Source organism: Streptomyces ovatisporus (assembly GCF_042653885.1).
Classification (GTDB): Bacteria; Actinomycetota; Actinomycetes; order Streptomycetales; family Streptomycetaceae; genus Streptomyces; species Streptomyces ovatisporus.
In genome coordinates, this window is sequence record NZ_JBHSFH010000003.1 from 440,475 (window position 1) to 460,316 (window position 19,842).

Annotated in this window: 16 protein-coding genes; 6 read left to right on the forward strand and 10 right to left on the reverse strand. The window is 71.7% G+C overall.

Annotated elements, in window-relative coordinates:
* Positions 1–30: 30 nt before the first annotated feature.
* Positions 31–1,119, reverse strand: a complete 1,089-nt coding sequence (locus ACFPA8_RS03565; protein ID WP_386442077.1) for an S-(hydroxymethyl)mycothiol dehydrogenase — start codon at positions 1,117–1,119, stop codon at positions 31–33.
* Positions 1,120–1,526: 407 nt separating this feature from the next.
* Here ACFPA8_RS03565 and ACFPA8_RS03570 point away from each other — a divergent pair, with 407 nt between their 5' ends.
* A complete protein-coding gene (locus ACFPA8_RS03570) occupies positions 1,527–2,519 on the forward strand; it encodes a pyridoxal-phosphate dependent enzyme (RefSeq protein WP_386442080.1) in 993 nt (330 codons plus the stop codon).
* 186 nt (positions 2,520–2,705) lie between these two features.
* On the opposite strand, the gene ACFPA8_RS03575 is transcribed toward ACFPA8_RS03570, so the two are convergent.
* The 7 genes from ACFPA8_RS03575 to hrcA form a co-directional block, all read right to left on the reverse strand.
* The gene (locus ACFPA8_RS03575) at positions 2,706–2,975 is read right to left on the reverse strand and encodes a hypothetical protein (RefSeq protein ID WP_386442083.1); all 270 of its coding nucleotides are present in this window, start codon (positions 2,973–2,975) and stop codon (positions 2,706–2,708) included.
* Between the two features lie 181 nt (positions 2,976–3,156).
* The gene (locus ACFPA8_RS03580) at positions 3,157–4,107 is read right to left on the reverse strand and encodes a ribonuclease Z (RefSeq protein WP_386442085.1); all 951 of its coding nucleotides are present in this window, start codon (positions 4,105–4,107) and stop codon (positions 3,157–3,159) included.
* A 16-nt stretch (positions 4,108–4,123) separates the two neighbouring features.
* Positions 4,124–4,501, reverse strand: coding sequence for a histidine triad nucleotide-binding protein (locus ACFPA8_RS03585; RefSeq protein WP_386442088.1), 378 nt, complete (start codon positions 4,499–4,501; stop codon positions 4,124–4,126).
* 142 nt (positions 4,502–4,643) lie between these two features.
* Entirely contained in the window at positions 4,644–5,399 is a 756-nt protein-coding gene (locus tag ACFPA8_RS03590) for a 16S rRNA (uracil(1498)-N(3))-methyltransferase (protein ID WP_386442090.1), read from the reverse strand.
* The gene (locus ACFPA8_RS03595) at positions 5,396–6,496 is read right to left on the reverse strand and encodes a nitronate monooxygenase (RefSeq protein ID WP_386442093.1); all 1,101 of its coding nucleotides are present in this window, start codon (positions 6,494–6,496) and stop codon (positions 5,396–5,398) included. The genes ACFPA8_RS03590 and ACFPA8_RS03595 overlap by 4 nt, the downstream gene beginning before the upstream one ends.
* Before the next feature lie 159 nt (positions 6,497–6,655).
* Positions 6,656–7,789 (reverse strand): molecular chaperone DnaJ, encoded by a 1,134-nt coding sequence (gene dnaJ, locus ACFPA8_RS03600; RefSeq protein ID WP_386442095.1) that lies wholly within the window; start codon positions 7,787–7,789, stop codon positions 6,656–6,658.
* Positions 7,790–8,806, reverse strand: a complete 1,017-nt coding sequence (hrcA, locus tag ACFPA8_RS03605) for a heat-inducible transcriptional repressor HrcA (protein WP_386442098.1) — start codon at positions 8,804–8,806, stop codon at positions 7,790–7,792.
* A gap of 211 nt (positions 8,807–9,017) precedes the next feature.
* Between hrcA and ACFPA8_RS03610 the strand changes: the two genes are divergently transcribed.
* From ACFPA8_RS03610 to hemW, 3 genes are all read left to right on the forward strand, one after another.
* The gene (locus ACFPA8_RS03610) at positions 9,018–9,839 is read left to right on the forward strand and encodes an MBL fold metallo-hydrolase (RefSeq protein WP_386442100.1); all 822 of its coding nucleotides are present in this window, start codon (positions 9,018–9,020) and stop codon (positions 9,837–9,839) included.
* An 11-nt stretch (positions 9,840–9,850) separates the two neighbouring features.
* Entirely contained in the window at positions 9,851–10,711 is an 861-nt protein-coding gene (locus ACFPA8_RS03615) for a DUF3097 domain-containing protein (protein ID WP_386442102.1), read from the forward strand.
* Between the two features lie 63 nt (positions 10,712–10,774).
* Positions 10,775–12,013 (forward strand): radical SAM family heme chaperone HemW, encoded by a 1,239-nt coding sequence (gene hemW, locus ACFPA8_RS03620; RefSeq protein ID WP_386442105.1) that lies wholly within the window; start codon positions 10,775–10,777, stop codon positions 12,011–12,013.
* Positions 12,014–12,051: 38 nt separating this feature from the next.
* Here hemW and ACFPA8_RS03625 read toward each other — a convergent pair whose 3' ends face one another.
* On the reverse strand, positions 12,052–14,070 hold the full coding sequence (locus tag ACFPA8_RS03625) for a SpoIIE family protein phosphatase (RefSeq protein WP_386442812.1): 2,019 nt from the start codon (positions 14,068–14,070) through the stop codon (positions 12,052–12,054).
* A 122-nt stretch (positions 14,071–14,192) separates the two neighbouring features.
* Between ACFPA8_RS03625 and ACFPA8_RS03630 the strand changes: the two genes are divergently transcribed.
* Both ACFPA8_RS03630 and ACFPA8_RS03635 read left to right on the forward strand, forming a co-directional pair.
* On the forward strand, positions 14,193–16,793 hold the full coding sequence (locus ACFPA8_RS03630) for an ATP-binding protein (protein ID WP_386442107.1): 2,601 nt from the start codon (positions 14,193–14,195) through the stop codon (positions 16,791–16,793).
* A complete protein-coding gene (locus ACFPA8_RS03635) occupies positions 16,790–17,479 on the forward strand; it encodes a response regulator (RefSeq protein ID WP_386442110.1) in 690 nt (229 codons plus the stop codon). The genes ACFPA8_RS03630 and ACFPA8_RS03635 overlap by 4 nt, the downstream gene beginning before the upstream one ends.
* 198 nt (positions 17,480–17,677) lie before the next feature.
* Here the strand turns inward: ACFPA8_RS03635 and ACFPA8_RS03640 are convergent, their stop codons facing one another.
* Complete coding sequence (locus ACFPA8_RS03640) at positions 17,678–19,597, reverse strand: AMP-dependent synthetase/ligase (protein WP_386442113.1); 1,920 nt, start codon at positions 19,595–19,597, stop codon at positions 17,678–17,680.
* Positions 19,598–19,842: the final 245 nt, after the last annotated feature.

Genomic DNA, 19,842 nt, shown 5'->3' on the forward strand with positions numbered 1-19,842 from the left:
AGCCACAACTGCGGCCCCGGCCCGGGCGGTTCAGAACACCACCACGGAGCGCAGCACGTCTCCCGCCTCCATGCGCGTGAACGCCTCCTCCACGTCGTCGAGGGCGATGCGTTCGGTGACGAACTTGCTCAGGTCCAGACGGCCCTGCTGGTGGAGGTCGATCAGCATGGGGAAGTCCCGTGAAGGCAGGCAGTCGCCGTACCACGAGGACTTGAGCGAGCCGCCGCGGGCGAAGACGTCCAGCAGCGGCAGCTCCAGGCGCATCTCGGGGGTGGGCACCCCGACGAGCACCACGGTCCCGGCCAGGTCACGGGCGTAGAAGGCCTGTTCGTAGGTCTCGGGCCGGCCGACCGCCTCGATGACGACGTCCGCCCCGAAGCCGCCCGTCAGCTCCCTGATGGCTTCGACGGGGTCGCTCGTACGGGAGTTGACCGTGTGGGTGGCTCCCATGGACTCGGCCATGGCGAGCTTCCGGTCCTCGATGTCGACGGCGATGATGCGGGACGCCCCCGCCAGCCGCGCGCCCGCCACCGCCGCGTCCCCCACTCCGCCGCAGCCGATGACGGCGACGGTGTCGCCCCGGCCGACGGCACCGGTGTTGATCGCCGCGCCGATGCCCGCCATCACGCCGCAGCCCAGCAGCCCGGCCACTGCGGGCGACGCCTCCGGGTCGACCTTCGTGCACTGCCCGGCAGCGACGAGCGTCTTCTCTGCGAAGGCGCCGATGCCGAGAGCCGGGGAGAGCGGGGCTCCGGAATCGGCGAGGGTCATCTGCCGGCTCGCGTTGTGTGTGTCGAAGCAGTACCAGGGACGTCCGCGACTGCAGGCACGGCACTGTCCGCACACCGCACGCCAGTTGAGGATCACGAAGTCGCCGGGTTCCACCTCGGTGGTGCCGTCCCCCACGGACTCGACGACTCCGGCCGCCTCGTGCCCGAGCAGGAAGGGGAAGTCGTCGTTGATCCCGCCCTGCTTGTAGTGCAGGTCGGTGTGGCAGACGCCGCACGCCTGCACCCGCACCACGGCCTCGCCGGGGCCGGGGTCCGGCACCGTCACGGTCTCCACACGCACCGGCTCGTTCCTGCCCGGCGCGATGACTCCACGCACCTGCTGTGCCATCAGGCCCTCCGTAATCCGTCCGCCGCCGTCACCTCGTCGTGCCGGGGCTTCGTCTGTACGCCCGAGTGTTACGGCCCAACTCTGCCGCCCGGCGGGCAGACCGTCGACCATGCGGCCGGGTGTCGCCGTTCGGCGGAGTTCCGTCAGCGCACGTGGAGGAGGGGTGTGGGCGTCTGTCGGCTTCCCTCGCACGGGACGCCGAGGCCCCCGGCGGTGAGCACGACGCCTTCCCGAGCGGCTACGCCGAGCAGGTGCGGGGCGGACTGCACGACCGGAAGTGCAGGATGCCCAGTCCGATGCGCTTCCTGCCGAAATCGATTGCCTCTTCCGCCGCGGCGCGGGTGAGGATGGGGTCTCCGGCCGGCGCCGGCCGGAGACCCGTCCGCACCCCGGCAGAGGAGCACCGCATGAGCAGCAGTCCGCCCACCGGCCCCGTCACGCTGGAGGACGTCCGTGAGGCCGCCGGCCGGCTGAAGGGAGTGGCACACCGTACGCCGGTGCTCCACTCCCGCACGCTGGACCGCCTGGTGGGCGCGGAGACGTACCTCAAGTGCGAGAACTTCCAGCGCACCGGGGCGTTCAAGTTCCGGGGCGCCTACAACGCGATCGTCCAGCTGTCCCCCGAGCGGCTCTCGCGCGGGGTCGCGGCGTACTCCTCCGGGAACCACGCGCAGGCTGTGGCGCTGGCGGCCCGCGAGCTGGGCAGCAAGGCCGTCATCGTCATGCCGGAGGACAGCCCGCAGTCCAAGCTGGACGCCACCGCGGCGTACGGCGCCGAGATCGTCACCTACGACCGCTACACACAGGACCGGGTCGCTCTGGGCGAGCAGCTTGCCGAGGAGCGCGGGATGGCGATCGTGCCGCCGTACGAGCACCCGCACATCATGGCCGGACAAGGCACGGCCGCCCTCGAACTCCTGGAGAAGACCGGCGAGTTGGACGCCCTGCTGGTTCCGGTCGGAGGCGGCGGGCTGGCCGCGGGCACCTCGGCGGCCGCCACCGCGCTGTATCCGCGCATACGCGTCATCGGCGTCGAGCCGGAGGCCGGCGACGACACGCACCGTTCACTGGCGGCCGGGCACCGGGTCGAGCTGGACGGGGTACCGCGCACCATCGCGGACGGGCAGGGCGCCGTCACACCCGGGGAGCTGACCTTCTCCGTCAACCGACGGCTGCTCGCCGGCGTGGAGTTGGTGAGCGAGAAGGAGATCCTCGCGGCCATGCGGTTCGCCTTCGAACGGCTGAAGATCGTCGTGGAACCCAGCGGAGCGACGGGCCTGGCCGCACTGCTCGCCGGGCGCGTCGACCCGCTTCCGTCGCGCGTCGGCGTGGTCGTCTCCGGCGGCAACATCGGCATGCGCCGCTTCATGGAACTCATGGAGGCCGGCGAACCGGTCTGAGGAGCACCCCCAGCAGCACGGGCTGCACGGCTCGAGGGCGCGGGCGATGCCGCACGCAGGTGAAGAACGGCCGGTACCGATTGCCCGGTACCGGCCGTTCCGCTCGACGGGCATCCCCTGGCCCCCCGAGTTCACGGGTCACCCCCCGCGATCACGACGGCCGGCGTCTCGCCGCCTCGCTCAGGTTCACTGGCAGCCGGCGGCCTGCCTGCGTTGCTGGATCAGGTCGATCACGGCCTGCCGGTTGGCGATGCGGGCCTCCGACTGCGCGTCGGGGTTGGCCTGCTGAGCGGCGATGAAGTTCTGGTTGTTCTGCAGGGCCTGGTCGAGTCCGGCGCACGCCTCGGCGGCCTGGCTCGTGCTCACCGTCACCGCGGCGATCCCCGCCACCATCGCGACGGCGCTCACGCCCGCGACCACCTTGTGCTTCCGACTCAGCTTCCGCTTACGGGACATGGCTGCTCCAGTTCTGAAGTCGAACGGATACGGTTGCCCCCACGGCCCTTCGAAAGTACGGATGCCGGGCCGCGGTTGCGGAGTTGTTGTCAGAGCTCAGCAAGGAACTTGACGTGACGCCCGGGATGTACGTGACGTCTGCCGTGCGCCGCCGGAGGCCGGCCGGTGAACGCCCGTACGGTCAGGGCCGCCTCTTCGGGACGGGCACCCGCACGAGGTCCTCGGCCACGGTCAACTCCCCCTCGAAGCCCGCCTGCCGGGCCTGCCGCGCGAAGAGGGAGGTGTCGGAGTAGCGCTGGGAGAAGTGCGTGAGGACAAGATGCCGCACCCCGGCCTCCGCCGCCGCCCTGCCGGCCTGTCCGGCCGTGAGGTGGCCGTACTCCTCGGCCAGGGACACGTCCTCGTCGAGGAACGTGGCCTCGATGACGAGCAGATCGCAGTCCCGGGCGAGGACGTGCACCCCGTCGCACATCCGGGTGTCCATGACGAAGGCGAAGCGCTGGCCGGGCCGCGGCGCGCTGACGTCCTCCAGCCGTACGCCCCGCAGTTCGCCTTCGCGCTGGAGGCGGGCGACGTCGGGGCCGCGGATGCCCCGTGCGGCGAGCTCCTCGGGCAGCATGCGGCGGGAGTCGGGTTCGACGAGCCGGTAGCCGTAGGACTCCACGGGATGGGAGAGCCGGTGCGCGGTGAGGGTGAAGGGCGGAACGTCCCCGCGTCCGCCGGCGCCATCCGTCACGTCCGCGCACACCGCCGTCGACTCCCCTGCCGCGCCGACGGGTTGCTCGTCCAGCCGCACCGTCTCCCGGTACGCGGTCGCATGGCGCAGGCGGTCGAAGAAGCGCTGTCCGCTCGCCGGATAGTGCGCGACGACGGGATGGGGCACCCGGTCGAGGTTGATGCGCTGGATGACTCCGGCGAGACCGAGAGAGTGGTCGCCGTGGAAGTGCGTCACACAGATGCGCGTCAGGTCGTGGGCGGCCACACCCGCGCGGAGCATCTGGCGCTGGGTGCCTTCCCCGGGGTCGAAGAGGATGCCGTGGCCGTCCCACAGCAGCACGTAGCCGTTGTGGTTGCGGTGCCGGGTGGGCACCTGGCTGGCGGTGCCCAGCACGACCAGTTCACGCAGGGACATGGGAGGTGCCCGGGGCTCAGCCGGGCGGCCAGTTCAGGCCGCGTCCGCCGAGCACGTGGGCGTGCGCGTGGAAGACCGTCTGACCCGCGCCGGCGCCCGTGTTGAACACGATGCGGTAGCCGGAGCCCGGGCCCGTCTCCGACGGGACGATGTTCTCCTCCTCGGCGACCGCGCCCGCTTCGGCCAGCACGTCGGCGGCGAGGTGCGGCTCGGCCGCGGCGAGGGAGGCGGCGTCCACGTAGTGCGCCTTGGGGATCACGAGGATGTGGGTGGGCGCCTGAGGGTTGATGTCACGGAACGCGACGATCGTCTGCGACTCGCGCACGACGGTCGCCGGGACGTCACCCGCCACGATCTTGCAGAACAGGCAGTCCGCCTGGGGTTCTCCAGCCATGCAGGGGATGCTACCTGTGCGGGCCGGACACGCACCCGTGCGCACCGTTCCGGCGCCGGCGGGCGTGCGGCTGCCGAGGACGCCGGGGGTGAGCCCTGCCGCACCCGGCACGCGGGCGGCAGGACGACCAGGGACGCATGCCTCATGACCAGCGCCCCGTACGACCCAGCAGCAGCGCGGTCGCCGCCGTCCCCGCGGTGGACGTCCGCAGCACCGTCGGTCCCAGCCGGAAGGGCTGCCCGCCCGCCTCGGCGAAGGACGTCAACTCCTGTGGTGAGACGCCCCCTTCGGGACCGACGACCAGCACGATGCCGCCGCCGGCAGGCAGTTCGGCCGCGGCAAGGGGGTCGCCGCCCTCCTCGTGCAGCACGATGCCCAGATCCGCGTCCCGCAGCAACTCCGCGACCTGCGCGGTCGTGGCGAGGTCCGCGACCTCGGGGAAGCGCAGCCGGCGTGCCTGCTTGCCCGCCTCCCGTGCTGTGGAACGCCACTTGCCGAGCGACTTCACACCGCGTTCGCCCTTCCACTGCGTCACGCAGCGCGACGCGGCCCACGGCACGATCCGGTCCGCTCCGGTCTCGGTCAGCATCTCCACCGCCAGTTCGCCACGGTCGCCCTTCGGCAGCGCCTGCACGACGGTGACCCTCGGCCGGGGTTCCTCCTCCGTGCGTACGGACGTGACGGCCACCTCCAGGCGGTCCTTGCCCGAAACGGTCTCGACGGTGCCCGCGACGCCCGTCCCCGCACCGTCCGTCAGGACGATCTCCTCGCCCGGACGGAGCCGCTTCACCGACACCGCGTGCCGTCCCTCCGGGCCGTCCAGCACGACGGTGCCGCTGCCCGACCGTGCGGGGCCCGCGAGTCGCTCGCCGTCGGCCAGGAAGACCGGGGCCGTCATGCCGCGCCGCCCGGGCTGCCGCGTTTCAGCAACGCCTCGCGGGCCACGGCCAGTTCCGTCACCAGGACGTCCATCAGCTGCGCTGCCGGAAGGTCCCGCGCGAGCCGGTGGCCCTGCCCCGCCCACAGCGCCATTCCCTGCGGGTCCTTCGCCTTGGCCGCCGCCTTCCGCACCCCGGCCGTCAGATGGTGCACCTGGGGGTAGGCGGCGGGGGCGTACCGGCCGTGCTCCCGCAGGAAGCGGTTGACCAGGGCGCGGGCGGGCCGGCCGGTGAACGCGCGGGTCATCTCCGTGCGGTTGAAGAGGGAGTTGGTCATCGCCTGCTTGTGCACCGGGTCGGCGCCCGACTCGGGGCACACCAGGAAGGCCGTGCCGAGCTGTGCCGCGCTCGCCCCCGCGGCGAGCACGGCCGCGATCTGCTTGCCCCGCATCACGCCGCCCGCCGCGATCACGGGCAGTCGTACGGCCTCCTTGACGTGCGTCACGAGCGAGAGCAGCCCGAGAGCGCTGCCGGTGCCGTCCTCCTGCGGGTCGTCGCGGTGCGTGCCCCGGTGGCCGCCCGCCTCCGCGCCCTGCACGCACACGGCGTCCGCCCCCGACCACTCCGCGACCTGCGCCTCCTCGACGGAGGTGACGGTGACCACGGTGAACGTCCCGCGCTTGTGGAAACGCTCGAGCACGCCCCGCGTGGGGCAGCCGAAGGTGAAGGAGACGACGGGGACGGGGTCGTCGAAGAGGATCGCGAGCTTCGCCTCGTAGGCGTCGTCGGTGGCGTGATCGGTGTCGCCGAGCTCCGTCTCGTACCACATCGCCTCGCCCGCGAGCTGGGCGCGGTAACGCTCCAGCGAACCCGAGTCGCTGTGATCGGGCTGCGGCATGAACAGGTTGACGCCGAAGGGCCGCTGAGTGAGTCCCCGCAGCTGCTTGACGTCCTCGTACATGGCCTCCGGCGTCTTGTAGCCGGCGGCGAGGAAGCCCAGCCCGCCCGATTCGCTGACCTTGCCGGCAAGCTCCGGACAGGACACGCCGCCCGCCATGGGCGCCTGCACTATCGGATGCTCCGTGAACTCTGAGAGCAAGGTCAACGGGAAGGACATGCGCTCATCCTGCCACGCGGCACATACGCCTCCTGCCGGTACCGTCCCGCCCCGGAGCGGGCCGCCCCGGCAGGACGGCCGTCCCCCTCCGGGCGGACCGCCCGGGGCGGGACGGCGGGATCGGCCCGAATCCGCGCGGAACCTTCAACCCGCCGCCGGTCAGCGGCCGTTGAACGCGTCCTTCAGCCGGGAGAACAGCCCTTGCTGGCCGGGCTGGAACTGCCCGGTCGGCCGCTCCTCGCCCCGCAGCTTGGCCAGCCGCCGCAGCAGCTCCTCCTGCTCCGGCTCCAGGTTGGACGGAGTGGTCACCTCGACGTGCACGATCAGCTGGCCGCGGCCGCCGCCCCGCAGGTGCGTGATGCCGCGCTCGTGCAGCGGAATCGACTGCCCGGACTGCGTACCCGGGCGGATGTCGACCTCTTCCATGCCGTCCAGCGTCTCCAGCGGCACCTTCGTGCCGAGCGCGGCGGCCGTCATGGGGATGGTCACCGTGCAGTGCAGGTCGTCACCGCGCCGCTGGAACGTCGCATGCGACTTCTCGTGGATCTCGACGTACAGGTCGCCCGCCGGGCCGCCGCCCGGACCGACCTCGCCCTCGCCCGCCAGCTGGATGCGGGTGCCGTTGTCGACGCCGGCGGGGATCTTCACCGTCAGGCTGCGGCGCGAGCGGACACGCCCGTCACCGGCGCACTCCGGGCAGGGGGTCGGCACGACCGTACCGAAGCCCTGGCACTGCGGGCACGGGCGCGACGTCATGACCTGGCCCAGGAAGGACCGGGTCACCTGGGAGACCTCGCCCCGGCCGCGGCACATGTCGCAGGTCTGCGCCGACGTACCGGGCGCCGCACCCTCGCCGCTGCAGGTGTTGCAGACGACCGCGGTGTCGACCTGGATCTCCTTCGTCGTGCCGAAGGCCGACTCCTCCAGGTCGATGTCCAGCCGGATCATGGCGTCCTGGCCACGGCGCGTACGGGACCTCGGGCCGCGCTGGGAGGCCGTTCCGAAGAAGGCGTCCATGATGTCGGAGAAGTTGCCGAAGCCCGCTCCGCCGAAGCCGCCGCCCCCGCCGCCGGCGCCGCCCGTCGGGTCGCCGCCGAGGTCGTAGACCTGCTTCTTCTGCGGGTCCGAGAGGATCTCGTAAGCGGTGTTGATCTCCTTGAACCGCTCCTGCGTCTTCGGGTCCGGGTTGACGTCCGGGTGCAGCTCGCGCGCCAGCCTGCGGAAGGCCTTCTTGATCTCGTCCTGCGAGGCGTCGCGCTGCACGCCGAGGACCGCGTAGTAGTCCGCCGCCACTTACGACTCCGCGAGGATCTGTCCGACGTACCGTGCCACTGCGCGTACAGCTCCCATCGTTCCGGGGTAGTCCATGCGGGTCGGTCCGACCACGCCGAGTTTGGCGACTGCTTCGTCGCCCGAACCGTAGCCGACCGATACGACCGACGTGGAACTCAGCCCTTCATGGGCATTCTCATGCCCGATTCTTACGGTCATTCCGGGGTCTTTCGCCTCCCCGAGCAGCTTCAGCAGCACGACCTGCTCCTCCAGAGCCTCCAGCACCGGCCGGATCGTCAGGGGGAAGTCGTGCCCGAACCGGGTGAGATTGGAGGTGCCACCGATGATCAGCCGCTCCTCGGTCTCCTCGACCAGTGTCTCCAGGAGGGTGGCGAGCACCGTCGAGACCGTGCCGCGGTCGTCACCGTCGAACGAGTCGGGCAGGTCCTGCACCAGGGAGGGTACGTCCGTGAAGCGCTGACCCACGACCCGGCTGTTCAGCCGTGCGCGAAGATCGGCGAGCGACGCCTCGCTCATCGGGGCGGGAGAGTCGATCAGACGCTGCTCGACCCGGCCGGTGTCGGTGATCAGCACCAGCATGAGCCGTGCGGGAGCGAGCGAGAGCAGCTCCACGTGCCGGACCGTCGAGCGGGTCAGCGACGGGTACTGCACGACGGCGACCTGCCTGGTCAGCTGCGCCAGCAGACGCACCGTGCGCCCCACCACGTCGTCGAGGTCGACGGCGCCCTCGAGGAAGTTCTGGATGGCCTTCCGTTCCGGGGAGGACAGCGGCTTCACGCCCGCCAGCTTGTCCACGAAGAGGCGGTAGCCCTTGTCCGTCGGGATGCGGCCCGCGCTGGTGTGCGGCTGGGCGATGTAGCCCTCGTCCTCAAGGACAGCCATGTCGTTGCGCACAGTCGCCGGGGAGACCTGGAGGTTGTGCCGCTCGGTCAGCGCCTTGGAACCCACCGGTTCCTCCGTGCCGACATAGTCCTGGACGATCGCGCGCAGAACTTCGAGCCTGCGTTCACTGAGCAACGCGCACACCTCCCGTCCAGCCTCGCCGCGCTTGCACTGGGGGCGCAGGCGCCTCCCGGCCGCCGGCGTCTCCTGCGTTCCTGGCACTCTCCCCGACGGAGTGCCAAATCCCCTGGGCCAGTGTACGGCCGGTAGCCCTGGCCGGGGCAAGAGCCGCCCGATTGACGGTACCGCGCGCACGGTTCGGGCAGAGCCCCGCTAACGTCACCGCATGGCCGGTCGAGGGGAGGGCGGACGGGAAGACGCAGGTCCGCCGACGACAGCGGGACGTACGGCGGCCCGCGGGGGCGACGAGGTCTGGGAGGAGCTTCTTCCGGGCGTCGTGCGGCGGCGGATGCCCGTCTGGGACGCGACCGTGGGCGCCGTGGCGGGGCCGGCGGGGGTTCTCGTGGTCGACGCCGGGTCGGGCCCGGCGGAGGGCGCACTGCTCCGTGAACAGCTCCTCGACCGCTTCGGGACGCCCGCGACGCAGGTGGTGCTCACGCACCCGCACTTCGACCATGTGCTGGGTGCGGCGTCCTTCGCGGGCGCGCGCGTGTACGGGCCCGCGGGGATGGAAGCGTGTCCGGCGGACACGGCCGAGGAGTTGCGGCGCGACGCCGTCGCGGAGGGCATGCCGCCGGAGGCCGCCGCCGAGGCGGCGGACGCGCTCGTCCTCCCCGGGCAGGCGGTCACGGACGAGCTGACGCTGACCGTGGGCCCCTACGAGGTCGTGCTGGTGAACCTGGGCCCGGCGCACAGCTCGCGCGACCTGGCAGTGCTCGTGCGGGGGCGGCGCGAGGCCGCCGGGCAGGGTTGTGGGCAGAGGCGTCCCGGCCCGGAAGTCGTCTTCTGCGGAGACCTGGTCGAGGAGTCCGGTGAACCGCAGGCCGGTCCCGACGCCGTGCCCGCCCTGTGGCCGGCCGCGGTGGACCGGCTGCTCTCGCTGGGCGGAGAGGACGCGCTGTACGTACCGGGGCACGGTGCCGTCGTGGACGCGGCGTTCGTACGCGCTCAACGGGACGTCCTGGCGCGGCGCTTCGCGCAGTCGTGAAGAATGCGGTCATGCGCAGCCGTTCCTACGACTCCGACCTGACTCCGCCGTGGAAGAAGCGGCAGCCCGTGCCGGAGATCCCGGCCGACCCCGGCCTCGTGGTGGAGGAGATCACCACGGGGTACTGCGGTGCGGTGATCCGCACGGAGAAGACGGCGGAGGGGCCGACCGTCACCCTCGAGGACCGGTTCGGCAAGCACCGCGTCTTCCCGATGGAGCAGCGCGGCTTCCTGCTGGAGGGCAGGACGGTCACGCTCGTGCGCCCGCGGAAGCCGGCCGCCGGCGGCGCCGGGCCGGGTGCCACGGATGGCGCGGCGACGCGGCAGCGCACCGCTTCCGGGTCGCTCGCGGTGCCCGGCGCGCGGGCGCGTGTGGCACGCGCGGGCCGTATCTACGTGGAGGGGCGGCACGACGCGGAACTGGTGGAGAAGGTCTGGGGCGACGATCTGCGCGTCGAGGGCGTGGTGGTCGAGTACCTGGAGGGCATCGACGGTCTTCCCGATGTCGTACGGGACTTCGGGCCGGGGCCCGACGCCCGGCTCGGGGTGCTGGTCGACCATCTCGTACCGGGCTCGAAGGAGTCCCGCATCGCGGCGGAGGTCACCGGCGACGACGTGCTGGTGGTCGGCCACCCGTACATCGACGTCTGGGAGGCCGTGAAGCCGTCGTCCGTGGGGATCGACGCCTGGCCGCGGGTGCCGCACGGGCAGGACTGGAAGACGGGGGTCTGCCGCGCGCTGGGCTGGCCGGAGAACACGGGAGCGGCATGGCAGCGGATCCTCGGCAGCGTGCGGACCTACCGCGATCTGGAGCCCGCGCTGCTGGGCAGGGTGGAACAGCTCATCGACCATGTGACGGTCGGCTTCTCCTGAGGGCCCGGCGGGCGCGGCCGGCCGGCGTCACGGAACGTCCGACCGTCACGGACAATGGGACGCATGCCCTCCGCACTGCCCGACGGTGAACCCGTGCCCGAGAGCGGTTCGCTGCCGCCGGAAGCCCTGGCGGGCCGCGAAGCCCGTCCCCTCGGCTTCTATCTGCACGTGCCGTACTGCGCCACCCGCTGCGGCTACTGCGACTTCAACACCTACACGGCAGGCGAACTGCGCGGCTCCGGCGGTGTCCTCGCCTCCCGGGAGAACTACGCCGCCACCCTGAGCGACGAGATCCGCCTCGCCCGCAAGGTCCTCGGCGACGATCCGCGCCGCGTGGAGACGGTCTTCGTCGGCGGCGGCACACCGACGCTGCTGCCGGCCGGTGACCTCGCCCGGATGCTCGCCGCCGTACGCGACGAGTTCGGGCTGGCTCCCGGCGCCGAGGTGACGACCGAGGCGAACCCGGAGTCCGTCGACGCCCGCTACCTGGCGGAGCTGCGCGAGGCGGGCTTCAACCGGATCTCCTTCGGCATGCAGAGCGCACGCTCCCACGTACTGCGGGTCCTGGACCGCACCCACACCCCCGGACGTCCGCAGGCGTGCGTGGAGGAGGCACGGGCCGCCGGCTTCGCGCACGTCAACCTCGACCTGATCTACGGAACACCGGGCGAGACCGACGACGACTGGCGTGCCTCCCTGGACGCCGCTCTGGCCGTGGCACCCGACCACGTCTCCGCCTACGCCCTGATCGTCGAGGAGGGGACGCAGCTCGCCCGGCGCATCCGCCGCGGCGAGGTCCCCACGACGGACGACGACGTGCACGCCGACCGCTACCTCATCGCGGACGAGACGCTGTCAGCGGCAGGCATGACCTGGTACGAGGTCTCCAACTGGGCGGCCGCGGACGACCCCGCCGCCCGCTGCCGCCACAACGAGCTGTACTGGACAGGTGCCGACTGGTGGGGCGCCGGACCGGGCGCGCACAGCCACACCGGCGGGGTCCGCTGGTGGAACGTCAAGCACCCGGCGGCGTACGCGCAGGCTCTCGCTCATGGCCGCTCCCCGGGCGCGGGCCGCGAACTCCTCGGCGCGGAGGACCGGCGCGTGGAGCGGATCCTCCTGGAGTTGCGCCTCAAGGCCGGATGCCCGCTGGACCTGCTCGCTCCGGCCGGGGCGTCGGCCGCCCGGCGGGCGCTGTCCGACGGTCTGCTCGAGTCCGGGCCGTACGGACAGGGGCGGGCGGTACTGACTCTGCGGGGGCGGCTGCTGGCCGACGCCGTGGTGCGCGACCTGGTCGACTGAGCTCCGCGGGCCTGCCCGCCCCCAGTGCTGTGGCCGGGTCAGGCTTCCTCGCGTGCTTGCAGCACGAGCATCGCGAGGTCGTCCACGGGAGCACCGTCGCCGAAGTCGTGGACCGCGCGGCGGACCCGCTCGGCCGTGGCCGCGGCAGGCAGCCCGCCGCAGCCGGCCAGCACTGCCGCCAGTCCGTCGCCGTCGTCGAACTGCCGGGCGCCGGAACGCCGTTCGGTGACTCCGTCGGTCACGCACAGCAGCGTCTCGCCGGGTTGCAGAACCACGCTCTGGCTCTCGTAGCCGACGTCCTCCACGACGCCGAGCAGCAGTTGGGGCTCCGCCGCGGCCCGTACCTCCCCCGAGAGCGTGCGCACCAGCGGAAGCGGATGTCCGGCACACACCAGGGTGCATTCGACGCCGCCGCCGTCGGCCGCGGAGCGGGGCGCAAGCTCCCCGTAGACGAGTGACAGGAAGCGGGTCTGCTCACCGACCTCCCGGTTGAGACGGTCCATGACCTGCGGAACGCCGTAGCCCTCCCGCGCCAGCAGCCGCAGTACCGGCCGCGCCAGACCGGTGACGACGGCCGCTTCGGGACCGTTTCCGCACACGTCGCCCAGCGCGAACCGCCAGCGTCCGTCGCCCACTTCGTAGAAGTCGTAGAAGTCACCGCCGGCCCACGAACCTTCACCCGCAGGTTCGTAGACGACGGACGTGGCCACACCGGGGATGGCCACGTCCCCGGTCGGCAGCAGCCCCCGCTGGAGCACCCGGCTGATGGTCGCCTGCCGGGTGTAGCGCCGCGCGGAGAGCACCGCGAGCGCGACGCGGCGTGCGAAGTCCTCGACGATGCCGATCACTTCGTCGGGGAGGCGCACCAGGCCCGCACGTCCTATGACGAGGCTGCCGACCGTACGTCCGCCCACGGCGAGACGGCAGCCCACCGCCGCGCCCCCCGGCCCGTACGCGGACGCCTGCCCCGGCCACGGGAGGGTGACGGCCTGCCCGGAGAGGGTCCGCCTGGAAAGCGCGGGAGGCGACTTCTCCAGTTCCGCACGGAGTTCGTCCATGCGGTCCTCCTGGGAGTGCCAGACGCGCGCCAGGCGGGGCGGGGCCGGCGAATCGGCGTCGGCGAGCCATACGGCGCACCAGTCGGCGAAGCGCGGCACCAGCAACTGGCCTGCCAAGGACGCGACGCGGTCCTCGTCCGTCTGCCCGGCGAGCAGGTCGGACGCCTCGGCCAGGAAGGAGAGGATGCCGTGGTTGACCCAGTCCGGGCCCCAGGGGGCTCCGGGTACGGCGCGCAGCGAGCTGGGGGCGAGCTTGCCCGTCAGGTTCAGGTCCTGCCGCGGGGCGTCGGGGGCGCCCCGCGCCACGGTCTCGTCCGGCTGCGCCGGGACACGGGACGCGGCCCGGGCGGCCTCCGTGCGACCGCCGGTGCCGTCCGCCTGTTTGGGCAGCGTGACAGTGGCCGGGCCGCCGGCCGGATGCCCGCCGGTGCCGTCCGCCGGCTGCTCCGCGGGGCGGGCCGTACGGAGGTCCTCGCCGGGTCCCTCCTCCGGCTCCCAGGGCAGCCGGAACCAGACCGTCTTGCCGTTCCGCCGGTAGCTGACGCCCCACTCCTCGGCGAGCGCGGCGACCAGACGCAGGCCGTAACCGGGGAGGCCGCCGCCCGCGTCCCCCGCGCCGGCCTCGGGGTCGCCGTGCGCCCGGGTCTCCACCGCACGCGTGGGGTGCCTGTCCTCGACCTCCACGACCAGGGCCTCGCCCTCGTGGCGGCACTCCAGCCGCACTCCCGTACCGGCGTGCACCACCGCGTTCGTCACCAACTCGTCGGCCAGCAGCACCGCGTCGTCCGACGAGGCCTCCGGCATGCCCCAGGCGCGCAGGGCGCGGCCGACGAACGTACGGGCCGCCCACGGCGACGTGGTGTCCCCCGGCAGCGCCACCTCGGCCGTGAACGAGTGAGGATCGGGCACGAGTTCGGACGTTTCGGCCACGAGGCCGGTCGCGGTGCCGGAAGGCGGCCCGTCGTCCGGTACCGCCCCTCCGGCTTCCCCCCACCACATCGACATCGTCCCCACAGTGCCGCACCTCGACAGTTCTCCGATTAAAACCCGCACGGATACCGCAAGGGTGACAGACTGACCTGATTCATATGCGTCGAGTGACGAAACTGATGGGCGCAAACATGAGTGGCGATGTCCACAGACCGCTGGACGGTCCCCCGGTCGCAGGCAGCGGTCTGCGCCACGTCCTGCATGCCCTCCGAACCCTGCGCGACGGCGACTTCACTGCCCGCGTCCATGTGGACGGCGACGCGCCACCGGGCCTGCACACGGAGATCGCGGAGACCGTGAACGAACTCGCGGCCCGCACGGAACATCTCTCCTCGGAGCTGGTCCGCGTACGCAACGACGTCGTCCGGCGTGGCCGGGTGGACGAGCGCATGACTGCGAGTCCCGGCCAGGGCGCGTGGACGGACACCGTACAAGCGGTCGACTCCCTTCTCGACACGGTGCTCGGCTCCCGCGCGGAGGCCACTCGCGTACTTGACGCAGTGGCCGACGGCGACCTCTCCCGGCGCGTCGATCTGCACGCGGACGGGAGGCCGCTGCGCGGCGAGCTCCGCCGGCTCGGCCGCACGGTGAACCGCATGACCGACCAGCTCGCCCTGTTCACCAGCGAGGTGACCCGGGCGGCTCTCGACGAGGACGGCGAGGGTGGGCGCGGCCATGGCGGCAAGCACAGCGGCCCCGTCACACCGCACACCACCGTCCGCGGCCTGTCCGGGAGTTGGCGGGATGCCGCGGAGGCGGTCAACCGGATGGTCACCGACCTGCGCGAGACGACCCGGGCGAAGGAGTGGCTGGAGTCCAACCTGACCCGGCTCGCCTCCCTGATGCAGGGACGGCGCGACATAAGGGAGATCGCCGAGCCGATCATGCGGGAGCTTCCGCCGCTCGTGGGGGCGCAGTTCGGTGCGTTCTTCCTCGCCAGGCGCTCCGAGGCGGGGACCGCCCCGGGCGCCGAGGATCTGCGCTACGTCGCCGGGTACGGCACCGCGGCGTACGAACCGGGCGCGCGGCCCCACGGCGGCGCCACCGGGCACAGCCTGATCGCCCAGGTCGCGGCGGAGAAGCGGCGGCTGGTGCTGACGGACCTGCCGCCGGACTACCTGCCGGTCGGCTCGGGGCTGGGCGAGGCGCGTCCGGCGTGCGTGGTGATCCTTCCGGTGCTGTACGAGGACCGGCTGCTGGGTGTGCTGGAACTCGCGTCGTTCCAGGCGTTCAGCGACATCCACCTGGCGTTCTTCGACCAGTTCGTCCACACGATGGGCGTCGCTCTCCAGACCATCAGGGCCAACACGGAACTGTCGGAGAAGGCGGCGCTGCTGGCCGCGTCCTCGCAGTACAAGACGCAGTTCCTCGCCAACATGTCGCACGAGCTGCGCACTCCGCTCAACTCACTGCTCGTCCTCTCGCAGTTGCTCGCCGACAACGAGGCGGGGCGCCTCTCGTCCGAGGAGGTCCGCTTCGCCCGGACGATCCACCGCTCCGGCACGGACCTGCTCCTCCTGATCAACGACGTGCTGGATCTGGCCAAGATCGAGGCAGGCCGGATGGAGGCGCGTCCCCGGCGTCTCACGCTGCGCAAACTGCTCACCTACGTCGAGGACACCTTCAGGCCGCTCGCCCTGGACCGCGGGCTGGGCTTCTCGGTGACCGCCGCGGACGACGCCCCCGAAGAACTGCACGCGGACGAACGGCGGTTGCAGCAGGTGCTGCGCAACCTGCTCTCCAACGCGCTGAAGTTCACCTCCGAGGGCAGCGTCAGCCTGCACGCCGCACCTGCCGCCGAGCCGGGGAGCGACGGCGAGCCGCTGATCACCTTCACCGTCACCGATACCGGGATCGGCATCGCGTCGGAGCAACTCCCGCGCATCTTCGAGGCGTTCCAGCAAGGGGACGGCTCCACGCACCGTACGTACGGCGGCACCGGCCTCGGGCTCGCCATCAGCCGGGAGCTGGCCGGACTGCTCGGCGGGAGCATCACGGTGGAGAGCACCCGGGGCAGCGGCAGTACGTTCACGCTGTGGGTGCCGGTGCACCGCCCCGCCGTCCCCGCGCAGGCGGCTCAGTCGGCCCAGGCGGCTCTGCCTGCCGAGCTGCCCGCGCCCCGCGGCGACGGCCACAGGCCCCCGGGCGTGAGTCCGGCCGCGGACGGCGATGCCGTACGCACACGCACACCCACACGCACAGCCACAGCCGCCGGCGGGGGCACCGGCGGCCCGGCCCGGCTCACCGGGAAGGCGCCTCGCAACGGCCCCTCCGAGGAGAACGTCCCGGCCGCCTCCGCCCTCACCGAGTGGCAGAACGGACATGCGGCAGAGATCCTGCGGGGAACGCGGGTGCTGATAGCCGACGACGACATCCGCAACGTCTTCGCCCTGACGCATCTGCTGGGCCGGGTCGGCATGTCCGTGCGCTACGCGGAGAACGGCGCCGAGGCACTCGCAGCCCTGGAACGCGAACCCGCCCCCGATCTGGTCCTGATGGACATCATGATGCCGGAGATGGACGGCTACGAGGCCATCCGCGCCCTCCGCGCCGACCCCCGCTTCGCGCACCTGCCGGTGGTCGCCCTCACCGCCCAGGCCATGCCCGGCGACAGCGAGCAGTCGATGTCCGCCGGAGCGTCCGCGTACGTGCCCAAACCCGTTGTCATCGAACAGCTGCTGGGCACTGTGCTCTCCCTTCTCGACCCGCAACACCCCACGAGGCAGCGATGACCACGGACTTCTCAGCCCACATGGCGCACTCCGCGTACGCCGGCCCGTCCGACGAGGCGGGAATCCTGCTGGTCGACGACAGGGAGGACAACCTCGTCGCTCTCGAAGCCGTGCTCGGCACGCTGGAGGTCCCCCTCGTCCGGGCGACGTCCGGTGAGGAGGCGATGAAGGCGCTGCTCCGCCAGGAGTTCGCCGTCGTGCTGCTCGACGTGCTGATGCCCGGGATGGACGGCTTCGAGACGGCCTCGCACATCAAACGCCTGGACCAGACGCGGGACGTGCCGATCATCTTCCTCAGCGGCGCCGAGTCGGCCTCGGAGGCGGGTTACGCCTTCCGCGGCTACGCCACCGGTGCGGCGGACTACCTCACCAAGCCCTTCGACCCGTGGATGCTGCGTGCGAAGGTCTCCGTCTTCCTCGAACTGCACCGCAAGAACCAGCAGTTGCAGCAGTTGCTGAGCTGCCAGCGCGACCGGCTGGGCGAGTTCTCACGGCGTCTCGGGGCGGTGGAGCAGCATCTGAGCACCGGCGCACCGGCCGCCGCCGACTCGGCGGACAAGCCCGCGGGCGGCACGTCCGCACACGACGAGGAGGGAGCGCACCCGATCGCGGACGTACCCGGACTCGCCCTCCGCGTGGCCGAGTTGGCGAAGGCTCTGGACGAGCTGCGGAACGACATGGCCTGAGCACGCCCGGGAAGACCTTCGTGCGCCGCGCCGATGCCCAGCTCGGCCACGCGCCTCGCCCACGACGAAGCAGTCGTCGGAGTCGTCGGCCGAGGCCAGGTCCGCCCAGTCCAGGCGGCGGAACCGGCCCCGAGGCACCCGTGACATGGCTGTGCCGGGCGGCCCTCCGGCCACCCGGCACAGCGACGGTCCTGCCGGCTACGCCTCGCGCGTACCGGCGTACATCTCCTCGATCAGGTGCTTGAACTCCCGCTCCACGACAGGGCGCTTGAGCTTGAGACTGGGCGTCAGCTCACCGTGCTCGATGTCCAGATCGCGAGGGAGGACACGGAACTTCTTGACGGTCTGCCAGCGCTGGAGACCGCTGTTCAGCTCCTCCACGTAACCGTCGACCATCGCGCGCACCTCGTCGCTGGTGATGATCTCCGAGTAGGGCTTCCCCTTGAGCGACTCCTGCTCCTCGGCCCACGCGGTGAGGCTGATCTCGTCCAGCGCGATGAGGGCGGTGCAGAAGTTGCGGTCCGCTCCGTGCACCAGGATGTTCGAGACGTACGGGCAGAGCGCCTTGAACTGGCCCTCCACCTCGGCGGGTGCGATGTACTTGCCGCCCGACGTCTTGATCAGGTCCTTCTTGCGGTCGGTGATCCGGAGGTAGCCGTCCTCGGAGAGCTCGCCGATGTCGCCCGTGTGGAACCAGCCGTCCTCTTCGAGGACTTCGGCCGTCTTGTCGGGCAGCCCGTGATAGCCCTGCATGATGCCCGGGCCGCGCAGCAGGATCTCGCCGTCCTCGGCGATGCGCACCTCGGTGCCGGGCAGCGGCTTGCCGACGGTGCCGGTGCGGTACGCCTCACCGGGGTTGACGAAGCTCGCGGCGGAGGACTCGGTGAGGCCGTACCCCTCCAGGATGTGGATGCCGGCACCGGAGAAGAAGAAGCCGATGTCGGGGGCGAGCGCCGCGGAGCCCGAGACGCAGGCACGCAGCCGTCCGCCGAAGGCCTCGCGGAGCTTGGCGTAGACGAGCCGGTCGGCCACCGCGTGCTTCGCCTTGAGACCCGCCGGGGCGGTGGCGTTGCCGGTGCGCCGGAAGTTCTCCTGGGTGACCTTGGCGTATTCGCGTGCGACCCCGGCCGCCCACTGGAAGATCTTGTACTTGGCGGCGCCGCCGGCCTTCGCCTTGGCCGCGACACCGTTGTAGACCTTCTCGAATATCCGCGGCACCGCAGCCATGTACGTCGGCTGCACCACGGGAAGGTTCTCGATGATCTTGTCGATGCGTCCGTCGACCGCGGTCACGTGGCCGACCTCGATCTGTCCGGCGGTGAGCACCTTGCCGAAGACGTGGGCCAGCGGCAGCCACAGGTACTGCACGTCCTCGTCGGTCACCAGACCGGACTGCGCGATCGCCTTGGCCATGTACGACCAGCAGTCGTGCGGCAGCCGCACACCCTTGGGCTTGCCGGTGGTCCCGGAGGTGTAGATCAGCGTGGCCAGCTGGTCGGAGCGGAGTGCCCCGACCGTGTCCTTGATGGCCTGCGGGTGCTTCGTGAGGTGGTCGTCGCCGCGGGAGATCAGCTCGTCGAGGCTGAGCACCCAGCCCTCGGGGTCGCCGTGCCCGGGTCCCGCACCGGCCGGTTCGCCGTCAGGAGTGGTGTCGCCCGGCTCGATGAGGACGACGTGCTTGAGGTGTGGCAGGTCGGCGCGGCGCTCGCGCACCTTCGCCAGCTGCTCGGCGTCCTCGGCGATCAGCACGCGGCTGTCGGAGTCCGCGAGGATGAAGGCCGTCTCCTCGACGTTGGTGCTGGGGTAGACGGTGGTCGTCGCCGCGCCCGCGCACAGGATGCCCAGGTCGGAGAGGATCCAGTCGACGCGGGTCGCGGAGGCGATGGCGACGCGCTCCTCGGGAGCGACGCCCAGCGACATCAGCCCCGCGGCGATGCCGAATACGCGCTTCGCGGCCTCCGCCCAGGTGTAGCTGCGCCACTCGTCGGGTCCCTCACCGGCGGCGGAAGGGACCGGATAGCGGTACGCCTCTGCGTCCGGGGTGGCCTCCACCCGTTCCAGGAAGAGCGTCGCCACGGAGGGCGGCCGGTTCTCGATCAGGGGTTGTGTGTCGCTCACGACATCCTCCGCTGGCCAGCACTTCTTGCTTGGTCACTTGCGTGATGAGTCCTTGTTGACTCACGAGTAACTATGGGGCGGACGCCAGCCTAGAGGGCCGTGCCGCCTTACGTAAGGGGGTCCCCGTTCGCATTGACCCGATCGCCGCTCGATCGTCACAGGCTCCTCAGGAAAGCACGAGGGACGGACCGGTGCGGTCCGTCCCTCCATGATTCCGTGCCGCAGTGCGAAGCGGTGAGGCCCCG

Bases quoted from the DNA above. Each gene is read 5' to 3' on its own strand.
- ACFPA8_RS03565 (WP_386442077.1), bottom strand. From the start codon at position 1,119: ATGGCACAGCAGGTGCGTGGAGTCATCGCGCCGGGCAGGAACGAGCCG.
- ACFPA8_RS03570 (WP_386442080.1), top strand. From the start codon at position 1,527: ATGAGCAGCAGTCCGCCCACCGGCCCCGTCACGCTGGAGGACGTCCGT.
- ACFPA8_RS03575 (WP_386442083.1), bottom strand. From the start codon at position 2,975: ATGTCCCGTAAGCGGAAGCTGAGTCGGAAGCACAAGGTGGTCGCGGGC.
- ACFPA8_RS03580 (WP_386442085.1), bottom strand. From the start codon at position 4,107: ATGTCCCTGCGTGAACTGGTCGTGCTGGGCACCGCCAGCCAGGTGCCC.
- ACFPA8_RS03585 (WP_386442088.1), bottom strand. From the start codon at position 4,501: ATGGCTGGAGAACCCCAGGCGGACTGCCTGTTCTGCAAGATCGTGGCG.
- ACFPA8_RS03590 (WP_386442090.1), bottom strand. From the start codon at position 5,399: ATGACGGCCCCGGTCTTCCTGGCCGACGGCGAGCGACTCGCGGGCCCC.
- ACFPA8_RS03595 (WP_386442093.1), bottom strand. From the start codon at position 6,496: ATGTCCTTCCCGTTGACCTTGCTCTCAGAGTTCACGGAGCATCCGATA.
- ACFPA8_RS03610 (WP_386442100.1), top strand. From the start codon at position 9,018: ATGGCCGGTCGAGGGGAGGGCGGACGGGAAGACGCAGGTCCGCCGACG.
- ACFPA8_RS03615 (WP_386442102.1), top strand. From the start codon at position 9,851: ATGCGCAGCCGTTCCTACGACTCCGACCTGACTCCGCCGTGGAAGAAG.
- hemW (WP_386442105.1), top strand. From the start codon at position 10,775: ATGCCCTCCGCACTGCCCGACGGTGAACCCGTGCCCGAGAGCGGTTCG.
- ACFPA8_RS03625 (WP_386442812.1), bottom strand. From the start codon at position 14,070: ATGTGGTGGGGGGAAGCCGGAGGGGCGGTACCGGACGACGGGCCGCCT.
- ACFPA8_RS03630 (WP_386442107.1), top strand. From the start codon at position 14,193: ATGAGTGGCGATGTCCACAGACCGCTGGACGGTCCCCCGGTCGCAGGC.
- ACFPA8_RS03635 (WP_386442110.1), top strand. From the start codon at position 16,790: ATGACCACGGACTTCTCAGCCCACATGGCGCACTCCGCGTACGCCGGC.